21 protein-coding genes and 1 pseudogene are annotated in these 25,236 nt (G+C 64.0%); 19 read left to right on the top strand and 3 right to left on the bottom strand.

What is annotated here, in order from left to right; all coding sequences use genetic code 11:
* The first annotated feature begins 8 nt into the window (after positions 1–8).
* The 7 genes from L0976_RS16505 to L0976_RS16475 all read left to right on the top strand — a co-directional run bounded on the left by L0976_RS16505 (position 9) and on the right by L0976_RS16475 (position 10,397).
* The gene (locus L0976_RS16505) at positions 9–788 is read left to right on the top strand and encodes an HpcH/HpaI aldolase/citrate lyase family protein (protein WP_234188360.1); all 780 of its coding nucleotides are present in this window, start codon (positions 9–11) and stop codon (positions 786–788) included.
* 4 nt (positions 789–792) lie between these two features.
* Positions 793–2,166: an FAD-binding oxidoreductase gene (locus L0976_RS16500; RefSeq protein ID WP_234188359.1), complete on the top strand. Its 1,374-nt coding sequence runs from the start codon at positions 793–795 to the stop codon at positions 2,164–2,166.
* 60 nt (positions 2,167–2,226) lie between these two features.
* The gene (locus tag L0976_RS16495) at positions 2,227–3,420 is read left to right on the top strand and encodes an alpha-hydroxy acid oxidase (protein ID WP_234188358.1); all 1,194 of its coding nucleotides are present in this window, start codon (positions 2,227–2,229) and stop codon (positions 3,418–3,420) included.
* 1 nt (position 3,421) lies between these two features.
* On the top strand, positions 3,422–4,885 hold the full coding sequence (betB, locus tag L0976_RS16490; RefSeq protein ID WP_234188357.1) for a betaine-aldehyde dehydrogenase: 1,464 nt from the start codon (positions 3,422–3,424) through the stop codon (positions 4,883–4,885).
* Between the two features lie 245 nt (positions 4,886–5,130).
* A complete protein-coding gene (locus tag L0976_RS16485; RefSeq protein ID WP_234188356.1) occupies positions 5,131–6,522 on the top strand; it encodes a sigma-54 dependent transcriptional regulator in 1,392 nt (463 codons plus the stop codon).
* Entirely contained in the window at positions 6,515–8,524 is a 2,010-nt protein-coding gene (locus L0976_RS16480) for a cache domain-containing protein (RefSeq protein WP_234188355.1), read from the top strand. The genes L0976_RS16485 and L0976_RS16480 overlap by 8 nt, the downstream gene beginning before the upstream one ends.
* A 220-nt stretch (positions 8,525–8,744) precedes the next feature.
* A complete protein-coding gene (locus L0976_RS16475; RefSeq protein ID WP_234188354.1) occupies positions 8,745–10,397 on the top strand; it encodes an OFA family MFS transporter in 1,653 nt (550 codons plus the stop codon).
* Positions 10,398–10,516: 119 nt separating this feature from the next.
* On the opposite strand, the gene L0976_RS16470 is transcribed toward L0976_RS16475, so the two are convergent.
* Positions 10,517–12,037 carry an MFS transporter gene (locus L0976_RS16470; protein WP_234188353.1) on the bottom strand — a complete coding sequence of 507 codons (1,521 nt, stop codon included), beginning with the start codon at positions 12,035–12,037 and terminating at the stop codon, positions 10,517–10,519.
* A gap of 134 nt (positions 12,038–12,171) precedes the next feature.
* Between L0976_RS16470 and L0976_RS16465 the strand changes: the two genes are divergently transcribed.
* A complete protein-coding gene (locus L0976_RS16465) occupies positions 12,172–12,801 on the top strand; it encodes a TetR/AcrR family transcriptional regulator (protein ID WP_234188352.1) in 630 nt (209 codons plus the stop codon).
* A gap of 374 nt (positions 12,802–13,175) precedes the next feature.
* On the opposite strand, the pseudogene L0976_RS16460 reads toward L0976_RS16465, so the two are convergent.
* Positions 13,176–13,364 (bottom strand): annotated as a pseudogene (locus L0976_RS16460) (transposase); the annotation flags it as partial.
* A gap of 310 nt (positions 13,365–13,674) precedes the next feature.
* Between L0976_RS16460 and L0976_RS16455 the strand changes: the two are divergent.
* The 8 genes from L0976_RS16455 to L0976_RS16420 all read left to right on the top strand — a co-directional run bounded on the left by L0976_RS16455 (position 13,675) and on the right by L0976_RS16420 (position 21,408).
* On the top strand, positions 13,675–14,064 hold the full coding sequence (locus L0976_RS16455) for a helix-turn-helix domain-containing protein (RefSeq protein WP_234188351.1): 390 nt from the start codon (positions 13,675–13,677) through the stop codon (positions 14,062–14,064).
* 341 nt (positions 14,065–14,405) lie between these two features.
* Positions 14,406–14,864 (top strand): MarR family winged helix-turn-helix transcriptional regulator, encoded by a 459-nt coding sequence (locus L0976_RS16450; protein ID WP_234188350.1) that lies wholly within the window; start codon positions 14,406–14,408, stop codon positions 14,862–14,864.
* A 49-nt stretch (positions 14,865–14,913) separates the two neighbouring features.
* Complete coding sequence (locus L0976_RS16445) at positions 14,914–16,131, top strand: FAD-dependent monooxygenase (protein ID WP_234188349.1); 1,218 nt, start codon at positions 14,914–14,916, stop codon at positions 16,129–16,131.
* 93 nt (positions 16,132–16,224) lie between these two features.
* Entirely contained in the window at positions 16,225–16,995 is a 771-nt protein-coding gene (locus tag L0976_RS16440; protein ID WP_234188348.1) for an SDR family oxidoreductase, read from the top strand.
* A complete protein-coding gene (locus tag L0976_RS16435) occupies positions 16,992–18,137 on the top strand; it encodes an ABC transporter ATP-binding protein (protein WP_234188347.1) in 1,146 nt (381 codons plus the stop codon). The genes L0976_RS16440 and L0976_RS16435 overlap by 4 nt, the downstream gene beginning before the upstream one ends.
* A 132-nt stretch (positions 18,138–18,269) precedes the next feature.
* Positions 18,270–19,307, top strand: a complete 1,038-nt coding sequence (locus tag L0976_RS16430) for an ABC transporter substrate-binding protein (protein WP_234188346.1) — start codon at positions 18,270–18,272, stop codon at positions 19,305–19,307.
* Between the two features lie 92 nt (positions 19,308–19,399).
* A complete protein-coding gene (locus L0976_RS16425; protein WP_234188345.1) occupies positions 19,400–20,599 on the top strand; it encodes an ABC transporter permease in 1,200 nt (399 codons plus the stop codon).
* On the top strand, positions 20,596–21,408 hold the full coding sequence (locus tag L0976_RS16420) for an ABC transporter permease (RefSeq protein ID WP_233290630.1): 813 nt from the start codon (positions 20,596–20,598) through the stop codon (positions 21,406–21,408). The genes L0976_RS16425 and L0976_RS16420 overlap by 4 nt, the downstream gene beginning before the upstream one ends.
* Positions 21,409–21,438: 30 nt before the next feature.
* On the opposite strand, the gene L0976_RS16415 is transcribed toward L0976_RS16420, so the two are convergent.
* On the bottom strand, positions 21,439–22,176 hold the full coding sequence (locus tag L0976_RS16415) for a GntR family transcriptional regulator (protein WP_203316399.1): 738 nt from the start codon (positions 22,174–22,176) through the stop codon (positions 21,439–21,441).
* 138 nt (positions 22,177–22,314) lie between these two features.
* On the opposite strand from L0976_RS16415, the gene L0976_RS16410 reads away from it, so the two are divergent.
* The 3 genes from L0976_RS16410 to L0976_RS16400 are packed head-to-tail and all read left to right on the top strand — an operon-like array spanning position 22,315 to position 24,842.
* Positions 22,315–23,205 (top strand): 3-keto-5-aminohexanoate cleavage protein, encoded by an 891-nt coding sequence (locus L0976_RS16410; RefSeq protein ID WP_234188344.1) that lies wholly within the window; start codon positions 22,315–22,317, stop codon positions 23,203–23,205.
* A gap of 5 nt (positions 23,206–23,210) precedes the next feature.
* Positions 23,211–24,290, top strand: a complete 1,080-nt coding sequence (locus L0976_RS16405) for a Gfo/Idh/MocA family protein (RefSeq protein ID WP_234188343.1) — start codon at positions 23,211–23,213, stop codon at positions 24,288–24,290.
* Positions 24,291–24,305: 15 nt separating this feature from the next.
* The gene (locus L0976_RS16400) at positions 24,306–24,842 is read left to right on the top strand and encodes a gamma carbonic anhydrase family protein (protein WP_234188342.1); all 537 of its coding nucleotides are present in this window, start codon (positions 24,306–24,308) and stop codon (positions 24,840–24,842) included.
* Positions 24,843–25,236 lie beyond the last annotated feature (394 nt).

Here is a 25,236-nt window from a genome sequence, read left to right as displayed (position 1 = left end):
CACGCATCATGTCACTTCCCATGGCCAAGCGCCTGAAAGCGCAGCTTTCCGCCGAAAAGCCGGTCTTCGGCACCTGGGTTGGAATTCCCCATCCCATCGTCATCGAACTGACGGCGCGGACGCGGTTCGATTTCCTGCTCCTCGACGGCGAGCATTCGCCGATCGACGTGAACGCGCTCGCAAGCCTGCTGCCGGCGGCCGAACTGCACGGCGCGCCGACCATCTTCCGCACGCGCTGGAAATCGCCGGACGACATCAAGGCGGCGCTCGATGCGGGCGTCTCCGGCATCATGGTGCCGATGATCGAGAGTGCGGAGGAAGCCCGCGCCGTCGTTTCCCATTGCCGGTATGCCCCGGCGGGCACGCGCGGCATCGGCCCCTGGCGCGCCTCGGGCTACTATGACGACTTCGGGGCCTATCTCGCCGACGCCAACGACGCGACGACGCTGATCCTGCAGCTCGAAAGCGGGCAGGGGCTCGCCAATGTCGAGGAGATCCTCGCCGTGGAGGGATTCGACGTCCTGTTCGTCGGGCCCGCCGACCTTGCAAGCTCCCTCGGGCTGCCGATCGGCCGCTTCGACGGCGAACTGCGCGGTGTGCTGGCGCGCGTCGCGGAGGCCGCGAGAGAGGCCGGAAAGCGCGCCGCCATCGATGCGCCGAACACGTCCCTCATTCCCGATCTGATCGATATGGGCTATTCGCTTTTCACGGTCGGCTCCGACATGGGCTTCATCCAGGCATCCGGACGCAGCCTTGTCGGTGAGTTGGCCGCCATCGCGGAAAGGTAGAAAAATGGTCGATCTCGACGATGTAAGGCGGATCGTGGGCGAGCGCCACGTCGTGGACGGCGCGGCGCTTTCGGGCCGGCCGCAGGATTTCTGGGTCCACACGCCGACCGCGGCGCTGGGGCTGGCAAAGCCGAAGGACGTGCAGGAGCTCTCCGCCATGCTTGCGCTCTGCCACCAGGAAGACCAGCCGGTCATCGCCGAGGGCGGGCGCACCAACCTCGTCGGCGCGACGCAATCGACCGGCGAGACGCTGCTCGTCTCGCTCGAGCGCCTCAACGACATCGCCGCGCCGGACCGGCAGGGGATGACCGTCGAGGTCGGCGCCGGCGCGATCATCGAGACCATCCAGCAGCGCTGCGCCACGGACGGCCTGCGCTTCGGCCTCGATTTCGGCGCGCGGGGCAGCGCGACGCTGGGCGGGGCGCTCTCCACCAATGCCGGCGGCTTCCAGGCCCTTCGCTACGGGGTCGCGCGCGACCAGGTGCTCGGCCTCGAATGCGTGCTGGCCGACGGGACGGTGCTGAGCCATCTCTCTTCGTTTGTGAAGGACAATACCGGCTACGACCTCAAGCACCTGTTCATCGGCTCGGAGGGCACGCTCGGCGTCATCACGCGGGCCGTGCTCAGGCTGCATCCCGCGCCGCAATCGGTCAACACCGCGCTGCTCGCCTTCGAGACCTTCGAGGCCGTGGCCGAGACCCTCGGCCTGATGCGCCGGGACCTCAATGGCACGCTCTCCTCCTTCGAGATCATGTGGGCCGAATTCTTCCATTTCAACGTCGATGCGGTTTTGAACGGCCGTTCGCCTATCGAGGGCCGCTATCCGTTCTACATCCTGTGCGAATCCGAGGGTTTCGAGGCGGAAGCGGATGCGGCGCTCTTCGAGACGGTCGTCGGCCGGGCCATCGAGGACGGGCTGGTCGCCGACGCGGTCATCGCAGCCTCCTCGCGCCAGCGGCAGGAGCTGTGGAGGATCCGCGAGGATTTCGAGGCCGAGATGCAGCTTTTCAAGACCATGATCGATTTCGACGTGTCCCTTCCGGTCGCAAGCATGGAAGCTTTCGTGAGCGAGGTCGAACGCCGCCTGAACGAGGAGGTGCCGGGCAATCTCGGCCTTCACGTTCTCGGCCATCTCGGCGACGGCAACCTGCATGTCACGACGGGCCTTGCCACGCCAGAGGGCAAGGGCGAGGTCCGCAGGCTCGTCTACGAGTTGATTTCCGGCTACGGCGGGTCGATTTCCGCCGAGCACGGCATCGGCCTTGCCAAGCGCGATTATCTGCACCATTCCCGGACGGCGGCGGAGATCGCCACCATGAGGGCGCTGAAGCAGGCGCTCGACCCGAAGGGGATCCTCAATCCCGGCAAGGTCATCTGACGTGCCGATGAGGCCTCGAAGGCTGGACGCTCCCGATTTCGAACCCGCCCGTGGAAGACGATGTTCAAGCTGCCGCCCGACAAGATCGTGAATACTGGCGACCTGGAGCGCTCGGCCAGGCGCTACCTTCCGAAGATGCTCTACGACTGGATTGCCGGCGGAGCGGGCGACGAGCTGGGCCTGCGCGAGAACAGGGACGCCTTCCAGCGCTTCCGCTTCCTGCCGCGCTATCTGCGCGATGTGAGCGCCTGCTCGATCTCCAAGCGCCTGCTCGGCCGCGATTTCGGCGGGCCGCTGGGCATTGCGCCGATGGGCTATGCGGGGTTGTTCCGGCCGCAGGCGGAGCTTTTCTTCGCGCGGACGGCGAAGCGGCATGACGTGCCCTACATCATGTCCGGCGTCAGCGTCGCCTCGATGGAGGCGGCCGCGGAGATCGCCGGCGGAAACCTCTGGTACCAGCTCTATACGACCGCCGACGATGCCATCAACGCCGACATGATCCGCCGCGCCCGGGCCTGCGGCTGCGGTGCGCTGGTGATCACGGTGGACATTCCCGTGGCGGCCAGGCGCGAGCGCGACATCCGCAACGGCATCGACATCCCGCCGAAATTTTCCGCGCGGACCGTTCTCGACGGCTTGCTTCATCCGGCCTGGACGCTGCGCTACCTTCGCACCGGCGGCCTGCCCGTCATGGAAAACTGGGCTCCCTATCTCCCCAAGGGGGCCTCGGGGCTCGATGTGGCAAAATTCTCCATTGAGCATGGTTATGCGCCGCAGACCTGGGATCATCTCAGGCGGTTCCGCCAGCTCTGGCCGGGCGCGCTCGTCGTCAAGGGCATCATGCATCCCGACGATGCGCGCCTTGCGCGGGAGGTGGGCGTGGACGCGATCATCGTCTCCAATCACGGCGGGCGGCAATTCGATCGCGCGGTGCGCTCCATCGATTGCCTGCCGGCGATCCGCGAGGCCGTGGGGGCGGATTTTCCGGTGATGTTCGACGGTGGCGTGCGCCGGGGATCGGACATCCTCGCGCTCCTGTGCCTCGGCGTGGACTATGTCTTTTCCGGCCGGCCCTTCCTCTATGGCGCCGCGGCCCTCGGCCAGGGCGGCGTCGACCGGGCGTTGGAGATCTTCAACGACGAGCTTGCAGGCCTGATGCGGCAGCTCGGATGCCTCGACCTTGATGGACCCGGGCTCGAAACCTTCATGATCGACGGCCTTGAACAGACCAGACGCTATCCGCGGGGAGAATGACATGAGAGCCCAACCGAAAGCCTCGCACTTCATCGATGGCGACTATGTGGAAGACGTTGCCGGCACGCCCTTCGAGAGCGTTTATCCCGCCACCGGCGAGGTGATCGCGAAGCTGCATGCGGCGACGCCCGCCATCGTGGAAAAGGCCGTCGCCTCGGCGAAACGCGCGCAGAAGGAATGGGCCGCGATGAGCCCGACGGCGCGCGGCCGCATCCTGAAACGCGCCGCCGAGATCATGCGCGAGCGGAACCGGGAGCTCTCCGAGCTGGAGACGCTCGATACCGGCAAGCCGATCCAGGAGACCATCGTCGCCGACCCGACCTCGGGGGCGGATGCCTTCGAATTCTTTGGCGGCATCGCGGCGGCGGGGCTCAACGGCGATTACATCCCGCTCGGGCAGGACTTCGCCTTCACCAAGCGCGTGCCGCTCGGCGTGTGCGTGGGCATCGGCGCGTGGAACTATCCACAGCAGATCGCCTGCTGGAAGGGCGCGCCGGCGCTCGCCTGCGGCAATGCCATGGTGTTCAAGCCCTCGGAGAACACGCCGCTCGGCGCGCTGAAGATTGCGGAAATCCTCATCGAGGCCGGGCTGCCGAAGGGGCTCTACAACGTCATCCAAGGGGATCGCGCGACCGGGCCGCTGCTCGTCAACCACCCCGATGTCGCCAAGGTCTCGCTGACCGGCTCGGTGCCGACCGGTAAAAAGGTGGCGGGCGCGGCGGCCGCCGACCTCAAGCACGTCACCATGGAACTCGGCGGCAAGTCGCCTCTCATCGTCTTCGACGACGCCGACCTCGAAAGCGCCATCGGCGGGGCGATGCTCGGCAACTTCTATTCCACGGGGCAGGTCTGCTCCAACGGCACGCGCGTCTTCGTGCAGAAGGGCATCAAGGAGAAGTTCCTGTCGCGCCTCAAGGAGCGGACGGAGAAGATCGTCATCGGCGATCCGATGGACGAGGCGACGCAGCTCGGGCCGATGGTCTCGAAGGCGCAGCGCGACAAGGTTCTCGACTATATCGAAAAGGGCAAGGCCGAGGGCGCGACGCTCGTCACCGGCGGCGGCATCCCGAACGACGTGTCGGGCGACGGCTACTACATCCAGCCGACCGTCTTTGCCGACGTCATCGACGGCATGACCATCGCACGCGAAGAGATCTTCGGACCGGTCATGTGCGTGCTCGACTTCGACCATGAGGACGAGGTGATCGAACGCGGCAACGCCACGGAGTTCGGCCTCTCCGGCGGCGTCTTCACGTCGGACATCACCCGCGCGCACCGCGTCGTCGACCAGCTCGAAGCCGGCACGCTCTGGATCAACACCTACAACCTCTGCCCCGTGGAAATCCCCTTCGGCGGTTCCAAGCAATCCGGCTTCGGGCGGGAGAACTCGCTTGCCGCGCTGGAGCACTATTCGGAGCTGAAGACGGTCTATGTGTCCATGGGCAAGGTCGAGGCGCCGTATTGACGGGCTTTTCTTGTCCCGCGGCTGCCAATCCGATGCCCGTGCCGGTCGGATGCTTTCACCAGGTGCCTTCCCGCTATCAACGGCAAACCTGCGGTCGGGGGCTCGCATCGGTTCAACGCGTTGCGGAAGATAGCGTTGGAGCGTGAGCGCCATCATCCCTTGCAACACCCTGGGGCGCCTTGTGCTCTTGTGAGCGGTTTCCTATTGTGACCGCATCTGGTGCTGGACTGTCGGGAGGATCGCAGGTGCCGAATGAAGCCGTGCGCGCATTGCGCGACACGTCCGCCGATCCGGAATTCGGCCCCTGGCTGGCGCAGGCGTCCATTCTCGTCGTCGACGACGAGCCTGGAATGCGCAACTTCCTGATGCGCACGCTCGGGCCGCGCTGCAAGCGGCTGGAACTGGCGGTCGATACGCAGGAGGCGTCGAGGAAGCTCGACGAGCACCATTTCGACGTCGTCATCCTCGACAACATCATGCCGCGCAAGAACGGCGTGGAATGGCTGGCCGAGCAGCGCGCCATCGGCTTCTTCTCCGATGCGATCCTGATGACCGCCTATGCCGACCTCGAAACGGCGATCCAGGCGCTGCGGGCCGGCGCGGTCGATTTCATCCTGAAGCCCTTCCGCTCGAACCAACTGCTCAATGCCGTGGCGCGCTGTCTCGACCGCATCCGCCTGCAGCGCGAGAACTACGTGCTGCGCTACGAGCTGAAGACGACGTCCGACCATATCCTGCTGCGCGACCGGCTGATCGGGGAATCGGCCGCCATCGCCGGGGTGCGCGAGACGATCGCGCGGGTCGCGCCGCTGCCGACCTCCGTGCTGCTGACCGGCCAGTCCGGGACCGGCAAGGAGGTGGCGGCGCGCTCGCTGCATGCGCTCTCCGACCGGGCGGAAAAACCCTTCGTTCCCGTCAATTGCGGCGCGATCCCGCCCGACATGATCGAAAGCGAGCTGTTCGGCCACCTGAAGGGGGCCTTTACGGGCGCCGAGCGGGCGCGCGAGGGCCTGTTCCTGCATGCGCAGGGCGGCACGCTGTTCCTCGACGAGATCAGCGAGATGCCGCCGGCCACGCAAAGCAAGCTGCTGCGCGTACTGGAGGATCGCAAGGTCCGGCCGGTGGGCTCCGAACGCGAGGTGCCGGTGGACCTGCGTTTCGTCTTCGCCACCAATGCGGAACTGGAGAAGGAGGTGCAGGCCGGGCGCTTCCGCGCCGATCTCTTCTTCCGCATCAACGTGATGCGGATCCATCTGCCGCCGCTGAAGGAGCGCGACGGCGATGCTGTGGAACTCGCCGCGCTCTTCATGAAGAAGCTTTCCGCGCAGCTCGCCATGCCGGCCGTGCCCATCGACGCGGCGGCGCGGCGGGCGCTTGCGGCCTACGACTGGCCGGGCAATGTGCGCGAATTGCGCAACCTCATTGAGCGCACGCTGATCCTCGGCCATTTTCCCGAGGGCTTCGGGCCGGGCGAGGTGGCACCGGCGCAAGGCGAGGATGGCTCGCTGGCGGATGTCGAGCGCCGGCATATCCTTTCCGTGCTCGCCGCCTGCAACGGGCAGCGCGACGCGGCGGCGCGCCGGCTCGGCATTTCGCGCAAGACCATCGACCGGAAACTGGCCGCCTGGGATGGCTGACCGCGGGCATAGCATCCGCCCGGCGCGGTCCGTCCGCTACCGGCTGCTGGCCATCGCGCTCCTGCCCATGCTGGTCATCCTGCCGCTGCTGCTCGGCGTCACGGTCTATCGCTGGAACGCGAAGTTCGATGCGGCGCTGATCTCGAAGGTCAACGGCGACCTCACCATCGCACATCAGTATCTTGCCCATATCCTCGACAATACCGGCGAGCATGTCACCGCGCTCGGCGGCTCGGTACGCTTCCGGGAGGCCGCCGGCGACGGGGCCGCGCTCGACGCCCTCCTCGACGAGGCGCGGGCGCGGCTGGAGCTCGATTTCCTCTATGTGATCGACAGGGAGGGCCGGCTCATGGCGTCCGTCACGGGACAGACCGCAGGCGCGCTTCGCACCGACTGGCCCGTCATCCGCGATGCGCTTGCGGGCCGGCCCTCGACGGGCATCGACATTTTCGACAATGCCGACCTGCAGACACTCTCCCTCGACCTTGCCGCGCGCGCGCGCGTGCCGCTCGTCCCGACGCCGAACGCCGTTCCGACCGAGCGAACCGAGGAGACGCGCGGCATGGTCGTGCAGAGCGCCAGCCCGGTGAACCTTGGAGATGGGCGCGAGGCCGTGCTTGTCGGCGGCATCCTGCTCAACCAGAACCTCGTTTTCATCGATACGATCAACGATCTCGTCTACCGCGAGGCGAGCCTGCCGGAGGGCAGCCAGGGCACGGCGACGCTGTTTCTCGACGACGTGCGCATCAGCACGAATGTACGCCTCTTCGAGGGGCGCCGGGCACTCGGCACGCGCGTGTCGGCGGCCGTCCGCTCGGCCGTGCTCGGCGAGGGGCAGACCTGGCTCGACAGCGCCTTCGTGGTCAACGACTGGTACATCTCCGCCTACGAGCCTATCGAGGACAGCCGCGGCAAGCGGGTCGGCATGCTCTATGTCGGGTTCCTGGAGGCGCCCTTCACCGCGGCCAAGCACCAGACGGTGCTGACCATCGTCGCCGCGTTCCTCGCGATCACGGCGGCGAGCGTGCCGATCTTCCTGCGCTGGGCGCGTGGCATCTTCGAGCCGCTGGAGCGCGTCGATGCGACCATCGCCAAGGTGGAGAGCGGCGATCTTGGCGCCCGCACCGGCGCGGTCGGCAGCCGGGACGAGATCGGCCGCGTCGCCGTGCATCTCGACGATCTCCTCGACCAGCTCGAACGGAGCGACCGGCAGTTGCGGCGCTGGAACGAGGAGTTGAACGCTCGCGTCGACGAGCGCACCCGGGAGCTGCAGCTCGCCAACCGGCAGCTCGAGGCGACGACGAAGCAGCTCATCATGTCGGAGAAACTGGCGGCAATCGGCGAGATCACGGCAGGCGTCGCCCACGAGATCAACAATCCCATCGCCGTCATGCAGGGCAACCTGGAGGTCGTGCGCGCCGTGGTGGGTGACAGGGCGGAGCTCGCCAAGGTCGAGTTCCAGCTTCTCGACGAGCAGATCCAGCGCATCAGTCAGATCGTGACGAAGCTCCTGCAATTCGCCAAGCCGGAGGAATTCGCCGGCTTCGTCGACCGGCACGCGCCGGGCGCGGCGGTGGCCGATTGCCTGCCGCTCGTCCAGCATCTTCTCGCCCGGGCGGCCATCGAGGTGACGCTCACGGACACGGCCGGACGGCTGGTGCTGATGAACCGCACGGAGCTCCAGCAGGTGGTCGTCAACCTCGTGGTGAACGCCATCCACGCCATGCCGGACGGCGGCAGGCTCGCCATGACGACGCGCGACAGCGACCGCGACGGGCGGCCCGGCGTCGAGATCGTCGTCAGCGACACCGGCATAGGCATGGATCCCGCCGTGGCGGCGAAGGTGTTCGACCCGTTCTTCACCACCAAGCGGCAGGACGGCACGGGCCTCGGCCTCTCCATCAGCCAGACGCTGGTGCGGCGGCAGGGCGGGGCCATCGCCTGCGCCAGCCGCCCTGGCGAGGGCGCCACCTTCACGGTCTGGCTGCCGGAAGCGGAATAGCCGGACATTTTGTCTGTCGGCCGGACAAAATGTCCGGCTTTTCTTCCCGTCGTCACTCGCAACTTATTGATTTGTAAAGCCGCAGGCCCTGGCACGCGCCTTGCAATGGACCCGGCGGGAGGATTGCCGGCATTCGTCCGCACGCAGATGCGGAAGGTTCCGCGTTCGTTCCCGCAAATACCATACCGCGCATCAGAGGGGTGCGCCGCGGAGGAGACACATGACCGTATCGACCGAGACCTATGCCGGCGGCTATTCCGGCAGCATCCTCGACCGGGAGCGCATCATCGCCAAGCCCGGCTTCAACCGCTGGCTCGTTCCGCCGGCCGCGCTCGCCATCCATCTGTGCATCGGCATGGCCTACGGCTTCAGCGTGTTCTGGCTGCCGCTCTCCAGGGCCATTTCCGGTGCTGCCGATCCGGCCTGCGCCGATCTCAACCTCGTGTCCGCGCTCTTCACCACGAGCTGCAACTGGCGCGTCGCCGATCTCGGCTGGATCTACACGCTGTTCTTCGTGCTGCTCGGCTGTTCGGCGGCCATCTGGGGCGGCTGGCTGGAGCGCGTCGGCCCGCGCAAGGCCGGCTTCGTCTCTGCCTGCTGCTGGTGCGGCGGTATCGTCGTGGCGGCGATCGGCGTCATGACGCACCAGTTGTGGCTGATGTGGCTCGGCGCGGGCGTCATCGGCGGCATCGGCCTTGGCCTCGGCTATATCTCGCCAGTCTCCACGCTGATCAAGTGGTTCCCGGACCGGCGCGGCATGGCGACCGGCATGGCGATCATGGGCTTCGGCGGCGGCGCGATGATCGGTGCCCCGCTCGCCAACCTCTTGATGAACGTCTTCAAGACCGACACGTCGGTCGGCGTCTGGCAGACCTTCCTCGTGATGGCGGCGATTTATTTCTGCTTCATGATGGGTGGCGCCTTCGGCTACCGCATCCCGCCCGCCGGCTGGCGGCCGGAGGGCTGGACGCCGCCGGTCTCCAAGTCGACGATGATCACCAACCGGCATGTGCATCTGCGCGACGCGCACAAGACCGCGCAGTTCTGGCTGATCTGGCTGGTGCTCTGCCTCAACGTATCGGCCGGCATCGGCGTGATCGGCATGGCCTCGCCCATGCTGCAGGAAATCTTCGGCGGACGCCTCATCGGTCAGCCGGACCTTACCTTCAGCCAGCTCGACACGGAGCAGAAGGCGGCGATCGCGGCCATTGCGGCAGGCTTCACCGGCCTCATCTCGCTGTTCAACATCGGCGGACGCTTCTTCTGGGCCTCGCTCTCCGACAAGATCGGCCGCAAGAACACCTATTACACGTTCTTCATCCTCGGCATCGTGCTCTACATGGCCGCGCCGACGCTCGCCGACATGGGCAGCAAGGCGCTCTTCGTCTTGTCCTTCGGCATCATCCTGTCCATGTATGGCGGCGGCTTCGCCACCGTCCCGGCCTATCTTGCGGACATCTTCGGCACGCAGTTCGTGGGCGCGATCCACGGGCGCCTGCTGACGGCCTGGGCGACCGCCGGCATCGTCGGGCCGGTCGTGGTCAACTATATCCGGGAGGCGCAGATCGCCGCCGGCGTGGCGCCGGGACCGGAGCTCTACAGCGGCACGATGTACATCCTCGCCGGCATGCTGGCGCTCGGCCTCGTCGCCAATGTGCTGGTGCGGCCGCTTTCGGAGAAGTGGTTCATGTCGGACGAGGAGGTCGCCTCCCTGCAGGCGAAGACCGCGGCGGCCAATGCCGGCCCCACCGGCTCCTTCGGCATCGGCAAGGGCAGCCTCGACGGCAAGGCGGTCCTCGCCTGGGCTGCCGTGGGCCTGCCGCTGCTCTGGGGCATCTGGGTGACGCTGAAGAGCACGGCTGCACTGTTCTAAGGGCCTCGACTGCTCCTCCTGGAGCCACTCGATGCCTCCACTTTCGAGCCTCGGACGCCGGTTGCGTCCGAGGCTCATCCAATGAGCCGGTCCATTTTCGGATATTTCGACCTCGCGCCTCAGTTTTCGTCGGGCGCGGCAGCGGCCGGGCCGACAGTCCCGGTGCGCGGCATCATGGCCAGTGCCAGCGCCATGGCCACGCCGCAGAGGCCCGCGATGCCGGCCGCGAGGGCGAAACCGTGCGCGAAGCCGGCCTCGAGCAGCGCCTTGAAGGCTGCGGGATCCATGACAAGACCTTCGGGCAGGGCGTGGCTGCGGACGGCGCTGTCCGCGAGGGCGAGCGCGTCGTCCATGCCGGCGGCGGCAAGGCGCAGGGCCATGTCGCCCGAGGCCCCGGCCACCATGACCGCACCCAGCAGCGCGATGCCGATCGTCATGCCGCTCTGGCGCAGCGCGTTCATCGTCGCCGAGGCCGCACCTGTCCGCTGCCGCGGCGCCGCCTGCATTGCCGCCGCGCCGGTTGCGGGCACGGCGAGCCCCATGCCGATCCCGAGAAGGGTGAAGGCGGGAGCGATCATCCAATAGGCCGTGTCCGGGGAAAAGACCGTCATCGCCAGCATGGAGATGCCGAGCAGGAGGTAGCCGGCGACCATGAGGCGCGTCTGCCCGTACCGCTTCGCCAGGCGACCGAACTGCGCGGCGACGATCGCCATGGCGGCGAAGACCGGCGCCATGCGTCCGCCGGCCTCGGAAGCGGACCACCCCTGGGCCTGCTGCAGGAAGAGCGAGAACAGGAACAGGCTCGAATAGCCGCAGAAGCCGAGCACGAAGGAGGCGAGGTTGACGAGCGCGAAGCCCCTGTCGCGGAAGAGGTCGACCGGCAGCACCGGCCTCTCGACACGGCGCTCGACGGCGATGAACAGGATAGCGCTCGCAAGCGCGATCCCGAAGGCCGCCAGCACGTCCGCCGCCGCCCATCCGTTCCGGCCGGCGCCGATCAGCCCATAGGTGAGGCTGCCGAGGAGGGCGATGGAGAGTATCTGCCCGGCCGGGTCCAGCGCCGCATGATCGGGGTCGGCGCTTTCGTCGATCCCGGCAAGGCCCAAGCCGAGCGCCAGCAGGCCGACAGGCAGATTGACGAGAAAGATGCTGGGCCAGCCGAAATGATCGACCAGCACGCCGCCGATCATCGGCCCGAGGATCAGGGACACCCCGCTGAAGGAGGACCAGCCGCCGATGACATGGGAGCGTGCGGCAGGGTCCGGAAAGGCCTGGGTGAGAATGGACAGCGCGCCCGGAATGACAAGGGCGCCGGCAATGCCCTGAACGGCACAACCGACGATCAGCACCGCAAGCGAGGTGGCGAGCGCGCTTACCGCCGAACCCAGCACGAACAGGCCGACGCCGGCGAGCCAGGCTCGCTTGCGCCCGTAGCGGTCGCCGAGCGGCCCCGTCGAAAGCATGCAGGCCGACAGGCAGAGCGCATAGGAGCCGACCACCCATTGCAGCCCGGCAAAGTCGATATGAAGGCCCGCCTGGATGGCCGGGAGAGCAACGGTGACGATGCTGATTGCGAGCGTGGCCATGAAGGTGCCGAGATAGACGGCGACGACGGCCCTGGTTCTGCGGGAAGGAGACATGGGATGCAACCGTTCAGCTTGACGAGGGCATGCCTACACTATCGACCGACGGTCGGTCAATACGCTTGCCGCGTTGCGGTTCACGCCGGAAAATGCGATACCGACCGTCAGTCGATTGAGGAAGGAGGAACAGCATGGCCGCGTCGATCCGGTCCACCGCCAGATCCAGCGCACCCCGCGCAGGCCGAACGCGCCGTGTCCTGCCTGCCGAGGTGCGCATCGACGCGCTGATGAACGCGGCAGCCGCGCTCTTCATCGCCCGCGGCGTGGAGACGACGACGGTCGACGACATCACCGCCGCGGCGGGCGTGGGCAAGGGGACCTTCTATCATTACTTCGCGACCAAGACGGATGCGGTGCTGGCGCTGCGCGAGCGGTTCACCCGGAGGTTCCTCGACCAGGTCGGTGCAGCGGTGGAGGCTTGTCCTCCCGGCGACCATCACGCGCGGTTCGAGGCATGGCTCTCCGGCGCCGTCGGGGCCTATCTCGGCAACTTCGAGCTCCACGACGTCGTGTTCCACGACTTCCGGCATGACCGCCGGCGTTCCGACGAGAAGGACGCGGTGATCGATCAGCTCGCCGGGATCCTGTCTGACGGAATGCAAGCGGGAGCCTGGTCGCTGCCCGATGCCCGCGCCGCCGCCATCGTGCTGTTCGATGGCATGCACGGGGTGGTCGACGACGCGATCGCCGCCGGTCGGCGCGACCCCGCGCCCCTCTGCCGCCTGCTTCGCCAATTGTTCGGCCGGATTCTGAAGGGCTGAGGCTGAAAACAAGCCGTCCTTTGGAGAGCGGCGCGGCGGCATGCCGGCTGGCCAGATCGGGGGGCGGCCGTCCGAAAAGGCTCTCCCCCTATATGATTGGCGCCTTCACCAGGGGCCTTCCCCGTCCGGGGTGTGTTCATCCTTGTTCGTCAGAGGAGGTGCCTTGGCAGCGCCTGCACGAAGCCGCGACTTTGAGCCGAAATCCAGGCCTTGCAAGAAAACACTCGGTTCCTTGCCGCCCGCTGAATCCGAGGACGGTGGCCGGATGGCACGAGCGGACCACGACGGCCGCCGAACCGATGGGGCCAAAGTCTCCCAAGAACACGGGTGCTGAAACCGCCCGAGGAAGCCATCGTCGTGGCTTTCCCGCAGATGTTGTAGATGGTTTTGGCAGGGCCGTATTCGATCGGAACGTCGCGCCAGCGGCAGCCTGCTTTCAACACATGGAGAATGCCGGAAATGACGCGCCGATCATCGACGCGTCGAGCCCCCGGCTGGTTCTTCGGCAGATGCGGCTCAATGGCTGACCATGCCGCGTCCGAAAGCCAGAAAAGATCGCTCATCATGAACCTCTGCCTCTAAAACTCAAAAAGCAGAGAATCAGCCAATAAAGACAATTATTTGATCATGTCCCTATCCCAGCCTCGACGGCTTGACGCCTTATGAGTTTGCAACCCGGTTCAGACGGGACCAAAATCATTCGCTCGAGGCCGGATTGCAGGCGACCTGGCAGTTTGAAGGTCGGCCGGGTGGGATGGAGTTTCCGAGGATCGAAAGCCGCAGGAAATCCGGTCAACAGCGCTGACTCGACCTACATATGGAACCGTATAAGCATCGACAAGAAGATATTTTTTAGGAGCAGGTCCCATCGATATGCCCACCGAAACGAGAACTGCCCGCAGCTGTTGCGGCGTAAGCGAAATACTCAGCAGAGTAGGTGACAAGTGGAGCGTTCAAGTTGTGGTCGCCCTTCGCGAGCATCCTCGCCGTTTCAACGAACTGAAACGGCATATCGACGGTATCTCGCAGCAGATGCTGACGCGCACCCTTAAAAGCCTTGAACGTGACGGGATGGTTTCTCGCAAGGTTCATGACAGGACTCCTCCACAGGTCGAGTACGCTTTGACTGATCTTGGCCGCTCTCTGGCGGAGCCGGTTCGGCAACTGGCGGAATGGTCCGTCGCGCACCTCGGCACGATTTACGCCCACAGGGAGCGGTACGACGATACCCACCCCGATACATCTACGGGCCGAGGAAGATGAAGGCCAGGTAGCGAGAGAAGCGCCGTGTTTCTGGAAGGGCCTGGAGCTAAGGCGTGCGATGCGCGCCTGTTTCTCTTACCGGCCTGTGCACCCGCGACGATGTCATCGAGGAAAGTGCGCCCCCTGTGCGACAGCGCATCGCCATTAATGCGTCTTGTGATCAACCGTCTTGCCAAATATCCGCTGACCGTCAGGGCGGAAGAACGGCCAGCGACATCGAAGGATATTGAAATGGCAACGCACAACCGAGCTGCTTGGCAGAGCCGCCGGCATTCGGGCCGGCAGTCCTAGATGTCGATCCGGCCTGGATGTTGTGAGCTTCGGGCGTTAAAATCGGCCCCATGGATATCAAACCCAAAAAGGTCGACACCCATCCGGAAGCGGCGATCGCGCCGGGTTACCTGGTCAATCATGCGGCGCGTCTGTTCAACCGCGGGATGGACGTCGCCTTGCGGCCGCATGGCCTGACGCTGGCGCTGCTGGGGCCGCTCCTGCTGCTGTCGTGGAAGGGGGCGATGCTCCAGCGCGACCTCGTTCGCTCCTCGGCGGTCAAGCAGCCGGCAATGGCGGCGCTGCTCGACAAGCTGGACGCAATGGGACTGATCAAACGCACGGCCTCGATGGCGGATCGGCGCGCGGCGTTGGTCGACCTGACTGATCAAGGTCGTGAGGCGGCACGAATCGGAGGGGAGGCTCTGGTCGAGGCCAATCAAAGGGGGCTTGACGGCTTTTCAGCCGAAGACGCCGCCCATCTGGTGCTGTTGCTGCAACGCCTCGTCGCAAATTTCGAGAGGGAGTAGGGAACAATATATCACGTATGATGTTTATGAGCGAAAGGAGGCCGCGCTCATGCACCATCGTATTCTCATCTCCGGCGCCAGCATTGCGGGCACAACCACAGCCTGGTGGCTCGGGCGCTTCGGCTATGAGGTGACGGTGGTGGAGCGTGCACCCGAGTTCCGCGATGGTGGCCAGAACGTCGATGTGCGCGGGGTAGGCCGTGAAGTGCTCCGCCGAATGGGACTTGAACAGACCGCACTCGATCGGGGCACCGGGGAGAAGGGAACCGCCTGGATCGACAGCGACGGCGAGGTCGCCGCGCAGTTCGTCACCGATGACCTGGAAGGCGACGGACCGACCGCCGAAATGGAAATACTCCGCGGCGACCTTGCCCGCTTGCTTTACGATGCGGCGCGCGAGCATGTGGACTTCCGCTTTGGCGATACCATCCAGCAGGTGGATGACGCCGATGACGGCGCCACGGTCACGTTCGCCAGCGGACGCACGGCAACCTACGACCTGGTGATCGTTGCGGAGGGCGTGGGGTCGCATACCCGCGAGCTTGTGTTCGAAGGCGAGAACGATCCGCGCTGGATGGACCTCATGATCGCCTATTTCACCATTCCCCGTGTCGCTGACGATGACCAGATGTGGCGCTGGTACAATGCGACGGAGGGCCGCAGCATCTCCCTGCGTCCGGACACGCACGGCACGACGCGCGCCAATCTCACGATACAGCAGCCAGCGAACGGGGAGCAGGATTGGGATCCGGATCGTCAAAAAGCTTATATGCGCGATCGGTTTGCCGACGCCGGCTGGCAGGCATCCCGCGTCCTTTCGGGAATGGAGGCGACCGACGACTTCTACTTTGACGTCTTGCGGCAGGTCCGGATGAAACGCTGGTCGAAGGGACATGTCGTACTCACGGGCGATGCGGCCTGGTGCGCCACGCCTCTGGCCGGCATCGGCACGACGCTGGCCGTCGTGGGCGCCTATGTGCTGGCGGGCGAGTTGCAGCGCGCCGATGATGTATCTTCGGCGCTGGCTGCCTATGAAGCGGCGATGAGGCCGATGGTTGCGGAGGCTCAAGCTGTGCCGAAGATCGGTCCCCGGATGATGAACCCCCATAGCAGGCTCGGCATCCACCTGCTGCATGGGGTGCTCAACATTGCCAGCCAGCCTCTGATCCGCGACATAGCCACGAAGAGCTTCGCTCGCGAACCGACGTCCCCGGATCTGGACCGCTATGCAGCTCTTTCGGCGTCATTCGACCAGGAGGGCGCATAGCAGGCGGTTCACGTCAGTGCATCAATATTTGCGACATGCCCATTGACAACAGGTCGCACACCTCTATTCTGAGATCACAGAATAGAGGTCGACATGGAACTTCAGGGGAAAAGAGTAGTGATCACTGGTGCCGCGGGAGGCGCAGGTGTGGTTTTGTCGCAAAAGTTCTCGTCGGCCGGAGCGCGCGTGCACATATGCGATATCAATTCCGCTGCAGTGGCATCGGTCGTATCGCCTGACGCCGGGATATCGGGCAGCATCTGCGACTGCGGGAACGTGGATGACGTCGCGCGCCTTTTCGACGATGCGCTCGCAAGGCTCGGCGGGCTGGATGTTCTCATCAACAACGTTGGGATCGCCGGCCCCACGGCGCTCGCCGAGGACGTTACGACGGAGGACTGGGACAGAACGATCGCGGTCAATCTGTCTGGTTTCTTCTACTGCGTCCGGCTCGCCATTCCGCTGCTGAAGCAGGCGGGCGGCGGCACCATACTGAATGTGTCATCGACGAGCGCTCGCACCGCTCTGCCCATGCGTTTGCCTTACACGGTTTCCAAGGTGGGCGTTCTCGGCATGACGGAAACCCTTGCCCGCGAATTGGGTCCATCCAACATCCGAGTGAATTCCATATTGCCGGGTTGGATAGACAACGAGCGCGGCAATGCGGTGTTCAATCGCAAGGCGGCGGCCCTTGGCGTGGATCCGCAGGAGCTGAAGGCGGAAGGCCTGAGCTTCATCTCGATGCGCACCCAGATCCAGCCCGAGGAAATCGCCGACATGATGATCTTCCTTTGCTCCGACAGGGCACGTCATGTTTCCGGCCAGCATATCGGCGTGTGCGGCAACGCGGAGTATGAGCGATGACGTATCCGGTACATCATCCTCTTTCTGTCGATCGAAAGCTCACGGATCGCACACTCGTGTCTTTCGAGGGCGTCAGCAAGACCTATGACGGCGTCGTTCCGGTGGTCGATCGCCTCGACCTCTCTGTTCGGGAAGGGGAGTTTCTCAGTCTTCTCGGTCCATCCGGATCGGGCAAAACGACCACCTTGATGATGCTCGCCGGGTTTGAAGAGCCCACGGCAGGGGAAATCCTCCTTTCCGGGCACTCTCTTGCGAATGTGCCGCCCCATCGACGCGACATCGGCATGGTCTTTCAGGATTACGCGCTCTTCCCGCACATGACGGTGGCGCAGAACCTGGCCTATCCGTTGAAGCTGCGCCGTGTCGACGCCGGACAGATCAGGTTGCGGGTCGACCGAGCCCTGGAGATGGTCAATCTCTCGGGCCTTGGCAAACGGAGCCCGGCCGCGCTCTCGGGTGGCCAGCGACAGCGGGTTGCCGTCGCGCGGGCACTCATCTTCGAGCCTCGTCTTGTTCTCATGGATGAGCCGCTGGGCGCTCTCGACCGCCAACTGCGCGAGCAGCTTCAGGTCGAGCTGAAGCGTCTGCACAGCGATCTGGGCCTGACCATCGTCTATGTCACTCACGATCAGGGTGAGGCACTGACGCTCTCCGACAGGATCGCCTTGTTTCACAAGGGGCGTATAGAGCAACTCGGCGCTCCGCGTGACCTTTACGAAAGGCCCGACACCGCGTTTGTCGCTGGTTTCATCGGCGACAACAACCTTCTCCAGGCCAAAGTCCAGGCGTCCGGCATCTCTTCATGCTGCGTGCATCTCGCCTCGGGCCAATCGCTCGATGCAAGGCCGGTTCGCGCGTTCCAGCCGGGGGACGATGTGCTGCTGGCCATCCGTCCGGAAGCGATCAGGGTCGGAGGGGGCGATGGCAGTACCGCATTCGACGGGGTGATCGAGGAGATCTTCTACTTGGGCGACCAGACGCGCCTGCGCTGCGTGACCGAGAGCGGTGAATCGTTGCAGGTGAAGATTTCCACCTTCACGCATCCTGTCCGGTTGGAACCGGGCGAAAAAATACCGCTCGTCATCGATCGCGATGCGGTGCGCGCGTTGCCACCGGAACGTTCGGACGGGGTCAGGTCCTAGCTCTTTTCGGCAGCTTGAAAACATAGGCTTACAGAAAAAAGGCGATCCGCTCTCGGCGGGCGTCAAGCCGTACGTGCGACGGGCCACGGAAGCGGCAAGGGGAACAATGTCCGTTGTTTGAGGAGAATGGGAATGGCGTGCAAACCGATTTTGCCATTGATGTTGGCGGCATTGCTCACATCGGGACCAGCGTGGGCGGACGTTGTGCGAATTGCCAGCTGGGGCGGTGTGGTGAGCGATGCGAACCGTATCGCCTACTGGGCCCCCTACGAGAAGGAGACCGGTACCAAGATCGTCGAGGATACGTTCAACGGAGAGATCGCGAAAGCGCGGGCACAGGTGGAGGCCGGCATGTATCAGTGGGACATCGCCGAAATGGAAGATGCGGAAGCCGTCACCGGCTGCGAGGAGGGGCTTTATGAGAAGCTCGATCTATCCCGTCTTCCCATCGCCGATCTTCTGCCGAACACGTACAACGATTGCGGCATCGTTTCCCTGACATCGGGAACCGGCCTTGCCTACAACAAGGCCAAGCTTCCCAACGGTCCGCAGACATGGGCGGACTTCTTCGACACCGGGAAGTTTCCCGGAAAGCGGGGACTGCGCAAATCCGCGACGATCACGTTGGAGATTGCGCTGCTGGGCGCCGGCGTTCCGAAAGAGGACGTCTATACGACGCTGGCAACCAAGGAGGGGCAGGACAAGGCCTTCGCGATGCTGGACTCCATCAAGGATCATATCGTCTGGTGGTCCTCGGGAACCGAGCTCATTCAGGGCTTCCTCTCCGAAGAATTCGATATCGCCGTCGCCTACAACGGCCGCATCGGCGCTGCGAACAAGACGCAGGGCCAGGAACTCGAATTCGTCTGGAATGCGGACTACCTGATCGGCAACAATCAGTGGGTGATCCTCAAGGATTCTCCCAATGCGGCGGCGGCGATGAATTTCATCGCATGGGCGACCGCGCCGGAGCACCAGGCGGAATTCATGCGCCACATCGACTACGCTTCTGCAAACAGCAAGGCGTTCACGCTGCTGGAGCCGCAATACCTGACATACATGCCGAACACCGCCGAGCGCGTCAAATTCGGTATTCCTCCGAATGTCGCGGTGTGGCGCGACAATCTCGACTCGCTGACCGAACGTTTCAACTCTTGGGCAAGTGAGTGATGGAACGAGGCAATACCTCACAATCCGCGACGAGCGGGTTACACTTGGATCCCGCAGGCACTCTGCGGGATCAGCCTGCAAGAAGCGAGGACTTGAAGCGTCAGTTGAGGCGGGTCGAATGGATCCGAGAGATCAAGGCGCTCATCCTCACCGCGCCCGCACTTCTTCTTCTTGCGAGTGCGTTCGTTTTGCCGCTCCTGTTCTTCGGCTATCGGGCGGTCGATAATTCCGACATCGTCGACAATCTGCCGCGTACGGTGGCGGCGATGCCGGGGTGGCAGAACGATGAATTTCCGCCCGATGGCGTCGTGCAGGCACTTGCCAACGACATCTCGGCCCTGCGCGGCACGCCCGCACTGGCGATCCTTGCAAGGACCCTGAACTATCATCGTCCCGGCTACCGTTCCTTGATACAGAAAACGGCTTCCAGCCTGCAGGAGGCGGCCGGTGCGGACGCGCGCGCAAAACTGATCGGGTTGGACGAGCGCTGGGCGGACAAGGAGATCTGGTTTCTGCTGCGGCGGGAATCATCGCGATGGACGCCGCTGTTCGTGTTGGCTGCCGTCGACCTCGAACGAAAAGCCGACAGTTCCATTGGCATGGTCGAGGCCAACAGGGCGGTCTATCAGCGCGTCTTTGCGAGAACGCTTGTTGCAAGTGTCGCCGTGGCGGGCATCTGCCTTGTCCTCGGATATGCATCTGCATTCGCGCTGGTAAGGCTTTCCAATGTTCTGGGCCGTGTCGTCCTGCTGGTCGTGCTGGTCTCGCTCTGGACGTCCTTGCTCGTGAGGACGCTCGCCTGGATCATCATCCTGCAGAGGAACGGCGTGTTGAATGCCGCTCTGATGGGCGTCGGCCTGACGGACCAGCCGATCCAGCTGATACGGACCTGGTTTGCGGTCATCATTGCGATGGTGCACCTCCTGTTGCCGATGATGATCCTGCCTATCGCCAGCGTGATGCGCGCCATCCCGCCTTCCTACGTGCGGGCTGCGCGCTCGCTGGGGGCGTCGCCGATGCAGGCGTTCTGGTCAGTCTACGTTCCCCAGACCTTTCCGGGCGTCAGCGTCGGGGTGGTTCTGGTCGCGACTGCGGCACTCGGCTTCTTTATAACTCCGGAATTGCTTGGAGGGCCCGAGCATCAGATGGTAAGCTATTTCATCGCCTTCTTTACCAACATGAGCGTCAACTGGGGTCTGGCCGCTGCGCTGGGGGCATGGCTTCTGCTCGTAACATCGGCTCTTTTCGCCGCCGTCTACTTCTTGATCGGACGTACAAGGAGTGTGCAGTGAGAAAACGCAGGATTCGTGGACTTGCGAGCAATGTGGCACTGAACTCGGTGCTGCTGCTTTTAATCGTCTTCTTGCTGATGCCGATCCTGCTGGTCATCCCGCTCTCCTTCAGCAGTGGCGACTTCTTCATCTACCCGCTGCCAGGCCTGTCGATGCGGTGGTACCGGGAGTTTCTGAGCAGTCCTGTCTGGCTGGATGCACTCAGGAGCAGCCTGCTGGTGGCGTCGGCGACCATGGTGATGGCGACGGTGCTTGGCACACTCGCCGCGGTCGGCTTCTGGCGCTCGAAAAGCTGGATCGGAAAGGCGCTGCTGGCCCTTCTCGTCGCACCGCTAATCGTGCCCGTCGTGATACTCGCGATTGCATTGTTCTTTCTCGCCTCGCGCGTGGGGTTGGCGAGCAGTATCTGGGCGCTTGTCCTTGGGCACACCGTGATTTCGATGCCGCTTGTCATCCTGATCGTCCTGGCTACCCTCAGAGGGTACAATGCCAACCTGACGCGTGCCGCGCTCAATCTTGGAGCGACGCCCCTGCAGGCGTTTTTCCACGTAACCTTGCCGTTGATCGCTCCGGGCGTGGCAAGCGGCGCACTGCTGGCCTTCGCGACCTCCTTCGATGAATCGATCCTGTCGCTCTTCCTGGGCAGTCCCGAACACAGGACTCTGCCGCGTTTTCTGTTTTCAGGACTGCGCGAGAGTATCACGCCCGTCGTGGCTGTCGCGGCGACCATGATCGTCCTGCTGGCCGTGCTTCTGATCCTGCTTGCGGGCTATCTGAGAATGCGCGGTGCGCGCTTGCGGACGGCCTAGATTGCAAGGCAGTGCCTCGTCCGCCGTAAATCAGCGGGCGGGGGCCCTGTCACGGAGAAGCGGGATGATGGCCTCGTAGGCGGTCGTCAGGTCCTTGCGCAATGCGTCTTCGGCCATGTCCGGGTCGCGCCTGGCCACCGCATCGAGCATTTGGTTGTGGAAGACCGATATGCTGCGATCCTCAGGCGGCGGCATGTAGCGCTGCAATGTGGGGCCGACGCGCAGCCAAAGCGTCTCGATCATTTCCACCAGTTTCGCCGAGCCGGAAAGCTTGTACAGTTCGAAATGAAAGCGGAAGTTGACCTGTAGCGAGTGCGGGCTGGACGGTTCGTCGGAGAGCAGGATCTTCTGATACTCGTCATTGACGGCCACCGCTGGTGCAAGCTGTTCGGGCGTCGCCTGCAACGAGGCGCGTCGGATCGCATGGGATTCGAGCATCAGGCGGATTTCAAAAATCTCGGTGAAATCGACCCGATCGGGATCATAGACGAAAAACGCGCTTTTGCTCCGGCTGACAAGAGCGCCGTCGGCGTCGAGACGCTTCAGCGCCTCGCGCACAGGTGTCGGGCTGACGCCAAGCGCTTCGGAAAGCGAGCGAGAGGTCAAGCCCTCGCCCGGGCGCACTGATCCCCCCATCAACGCCACGCGCAGAGCCTGGTAGACCTGCCGCTCGATGGAGATCCCGTCGATCGCGGCGATCGTCGGCAAGGGAGGAGGGGTGGCCTTTCGTCGTCCGGCTCCCGATTGGCGAGTGCGTTTGGCCGTCATCCCATGCTCCTTCATGTCAGCCCCCATGCGTTAATTGTGAGATGGCAGATTGACAGGCCTCTGTCCACATGCGAGATATCTGCGATCGCAAAATTAGCACTCCTGTTTTGACGTGAATCACTGGAAAGGCTGCAGCCAATGTCAAGGAAGGTCATTCTTACCTGTGCTGTCGTGGGTGAGAACAAGTTCAATCCCGCCCACGCGCGCTTCCCCATTACCCCGCAGCAGATCGCCGACGCTGCGCTGGAGGCCGAGCAGGCTGGCGCGTCCGCGGTTCATCTCCATATCCGCAACCCCGTCACGGGAGAGGGCAGCAGGGATCCGGACCTCTTCCTGGACATGGCCACGCGCGTGCGTGACAACGGTGTCAAAGCCGTCATGAACGTCACATGCGGCGGCGGCGGCCTTTACTGCCCGGATCCGCAAGATGAAAGCCGGGCAGGGCCGGGTTCCGACGTGGCTTCCGCCGAAGAGCGGGTGCGCCATATCGCGATGATTCGCCCCGAGATGTGCTCGATCGACGTGAGCACGCAAAACCAGATGGACGGGGACAAGGAGTACATCTACCTCAACAGCCAGTCCACGTTGCGGAAAATGGCGAAGGCATTCCAGCAGCTCGGCGTGAAGCCCGAGATCGAGGTTTTCGCACCTGGCGATATCCTCCTGGCAAACCAGATGCTTGCTGAAGGCTTGTTCGATGAGCCTCCCATGTACCAGATCGTGACGGGAACGAAGTGGGGCCTGCCGTCGACGGCGGAGACGCTGATCTATATGCGCGGCCTGCTCCCGCCGAAGGCGCTGTGGGCGGCGTTCGGAATAGCGCGCATGCAGATGCCGATGGTGGCGCAGGCGGCGCTGCTCGGCGGCAATGTGCGTGTAGGGCTTGAAGACAACCTTTATCTCTCGCGTGGGGTCTTCGCAACCAATGGCGAGCTGGTTGCGCGAGCCCGGACGATCATCGAGTGCCTGGGCCTCGAGGTCGCAACGCCAGACGAAGCGCGTGCGATGCTCGGACTACGCAAGGGATGACCGCCATGGGACAGAATTTTCGCATCGGGGTCATTGGCCTGGGGGGCGTGGCGGACGCGCATCTCAGCGCATATCGCGCGCTGCAGCATGTTCGTGTGGTATCCGTATGCGACTTGCGGGAAGACGTCGCCCGATCGACGGCGCTTCGCCTGTCGGCGAACGCCTATACCGACTATCGTGCTTTGCTTTCGGACGGAGGTCTTGACCTCGCACTTGTCCTTACGCCGGCGTCCACGCATCGCGAGATCGTCGAGGCGGCCGCGCAGGCCGGGATTCATGTGCTCTGCGAGAAACCGCTCGCGCTTTCGCTCGCTGATGGGCATGCGATGGCGGATGCATGCCGGCTTGCCGGCGTGAAGCTCTTCTACGGCTCCTGCTATCGCTACCTGCCCGCAGTTCGAACGGCCTTTGAACTGATCCGCGCCGGTGCGATCGGCCGCCTGATATTGATGAGCGAGCAAATCGTCGGAGGCGGTGGGGCGGCTGCCTACAAGGAACTCGGGCCTGTCCACTATCCCGTGGGCGGGCTCGGCGGCCACGGGATGGGCCTCGTCGATCACGGCGTCCACCTGATCGACGTGTTTTCCTGGCTGGCCGGCGCGCCGCCGCAGCGTGTTGTCGGTTCCGGACAAATAGCCGGAGCGGCGGCGCAGACGGAATACATGATCATGTCGTTTCCGAACGGCGCGATCGGGCAGCTGCTCTATAACGGCGCCACGTTCTCCACCACATTGCCGAACGAGGGCCTGTTCAGCGGCGGACAGGGATGGCTTGTCGATGGCACGCTCTCGCAGTCGGGAGAGTGGGAAGCCGAACCAGGCTCGATATCGATCTATGGCACGGAAGGATCCATGCGGGTCTTTCACTATGCGAATGCCCTCTATCTCAAGGACCGAGACGGGCAGCGGCGCATCGAGCTCGAAGGCAGGGCTGCTTTTGGGCACTTCGCATCACAGCTTGAAGACTGCATGGACTCCATATCCGGGGATCGGGAGCCAACCGTCGGCGCCCGAGAGGGGCTGGAGGCGCTCCGTGTCGTCGCCTCCGTGTATGCCGATGACATATCGGCGGCCAAGACCAGCTGATCAAAAGGAGTTGTGATGGTTGCGAGCAATAACCCTGGCGCATGTCGAGCATTTGCAGGGCGCACGCCGAAGATACACCCGTCGGTTTTTGTGGCGGACAATGCCGTGATCGTAGGCGACGTGGAAATCGCGGAGGGCTCCAGTGTCTGGTATGGCGCGGTGCTGCGTGGCGATGTCTGCCCCATTCGCATCGGCAAGAGCTCCAACGTCCAGGACGGGGTCATCATCCACGGCGATGAGGGCAGAAAAACAGTCGTTGGCGATAATGTGACTGTTGGACACCGTGCGATAGTGCACGGATGCAGGATCGAAGATGGTGCTTTGATAGGAATGGGCGCTATCATCCTCGACGGCGCCACTGTTGGCGCGTCCGCGATCGTCGGCGCGGGATCGCTTGTTGCCGTAGGGAAGCAAATGCCGCCCCGAACGCTCTGGGTTGGAAGCCCAGCGCGCCTCATCCGCGATCTAGACGAACATGCAGTTCAAAGTCTTCTTGAGAGCGCTCTTCACTATCGACGCCTTGCTCAAACTTATGTGTCCCTGCCGGCATGAAATTATAAAATCTTATGGCCGCGTTTCCCGTTCGTCGTGAATTCGTCAACACGGCCGAAAGCGCCTCGACCAGGCGACCGTTTCGCCGAGATGATGGACGGGTCTTGCTCGGATGCGCATCTCGTCAAGGGGCTTGGAAACGGCTGGCTTTCGGGCGGCTCCGGCGCCGACTGTCTGGAAGGAAGTTCAGGAACGGATATCGCTGATTATTCCGATTCGACGGGCAAAGCGACAATCAGTCTCAGCGGCCACTATGGAGCCGGAGCCGAGGCAGAAGGCGATACACTCTATAACATCGAGAACGTGATTGGCGGCGCCTATGGAGACACCTTGATCGGCAGCACGGCCGGCAACGTGTTGACTGGCGGCGGTGGCGCAGCCTTCATCGCCGGGG

The organism is Shinella sp. NM-101 (genome assembly GCF_021401195.1).
In the GTDB taxonomy this organism is placed as follows: Bacteria; Pseudomonadota; Alphaproteobacteria; order Rhizobiales; family Rhizobiaceae; genus Shinella.
This window is presented reverse-complemented; position numbering and strand designations above follow the sequence as displayed.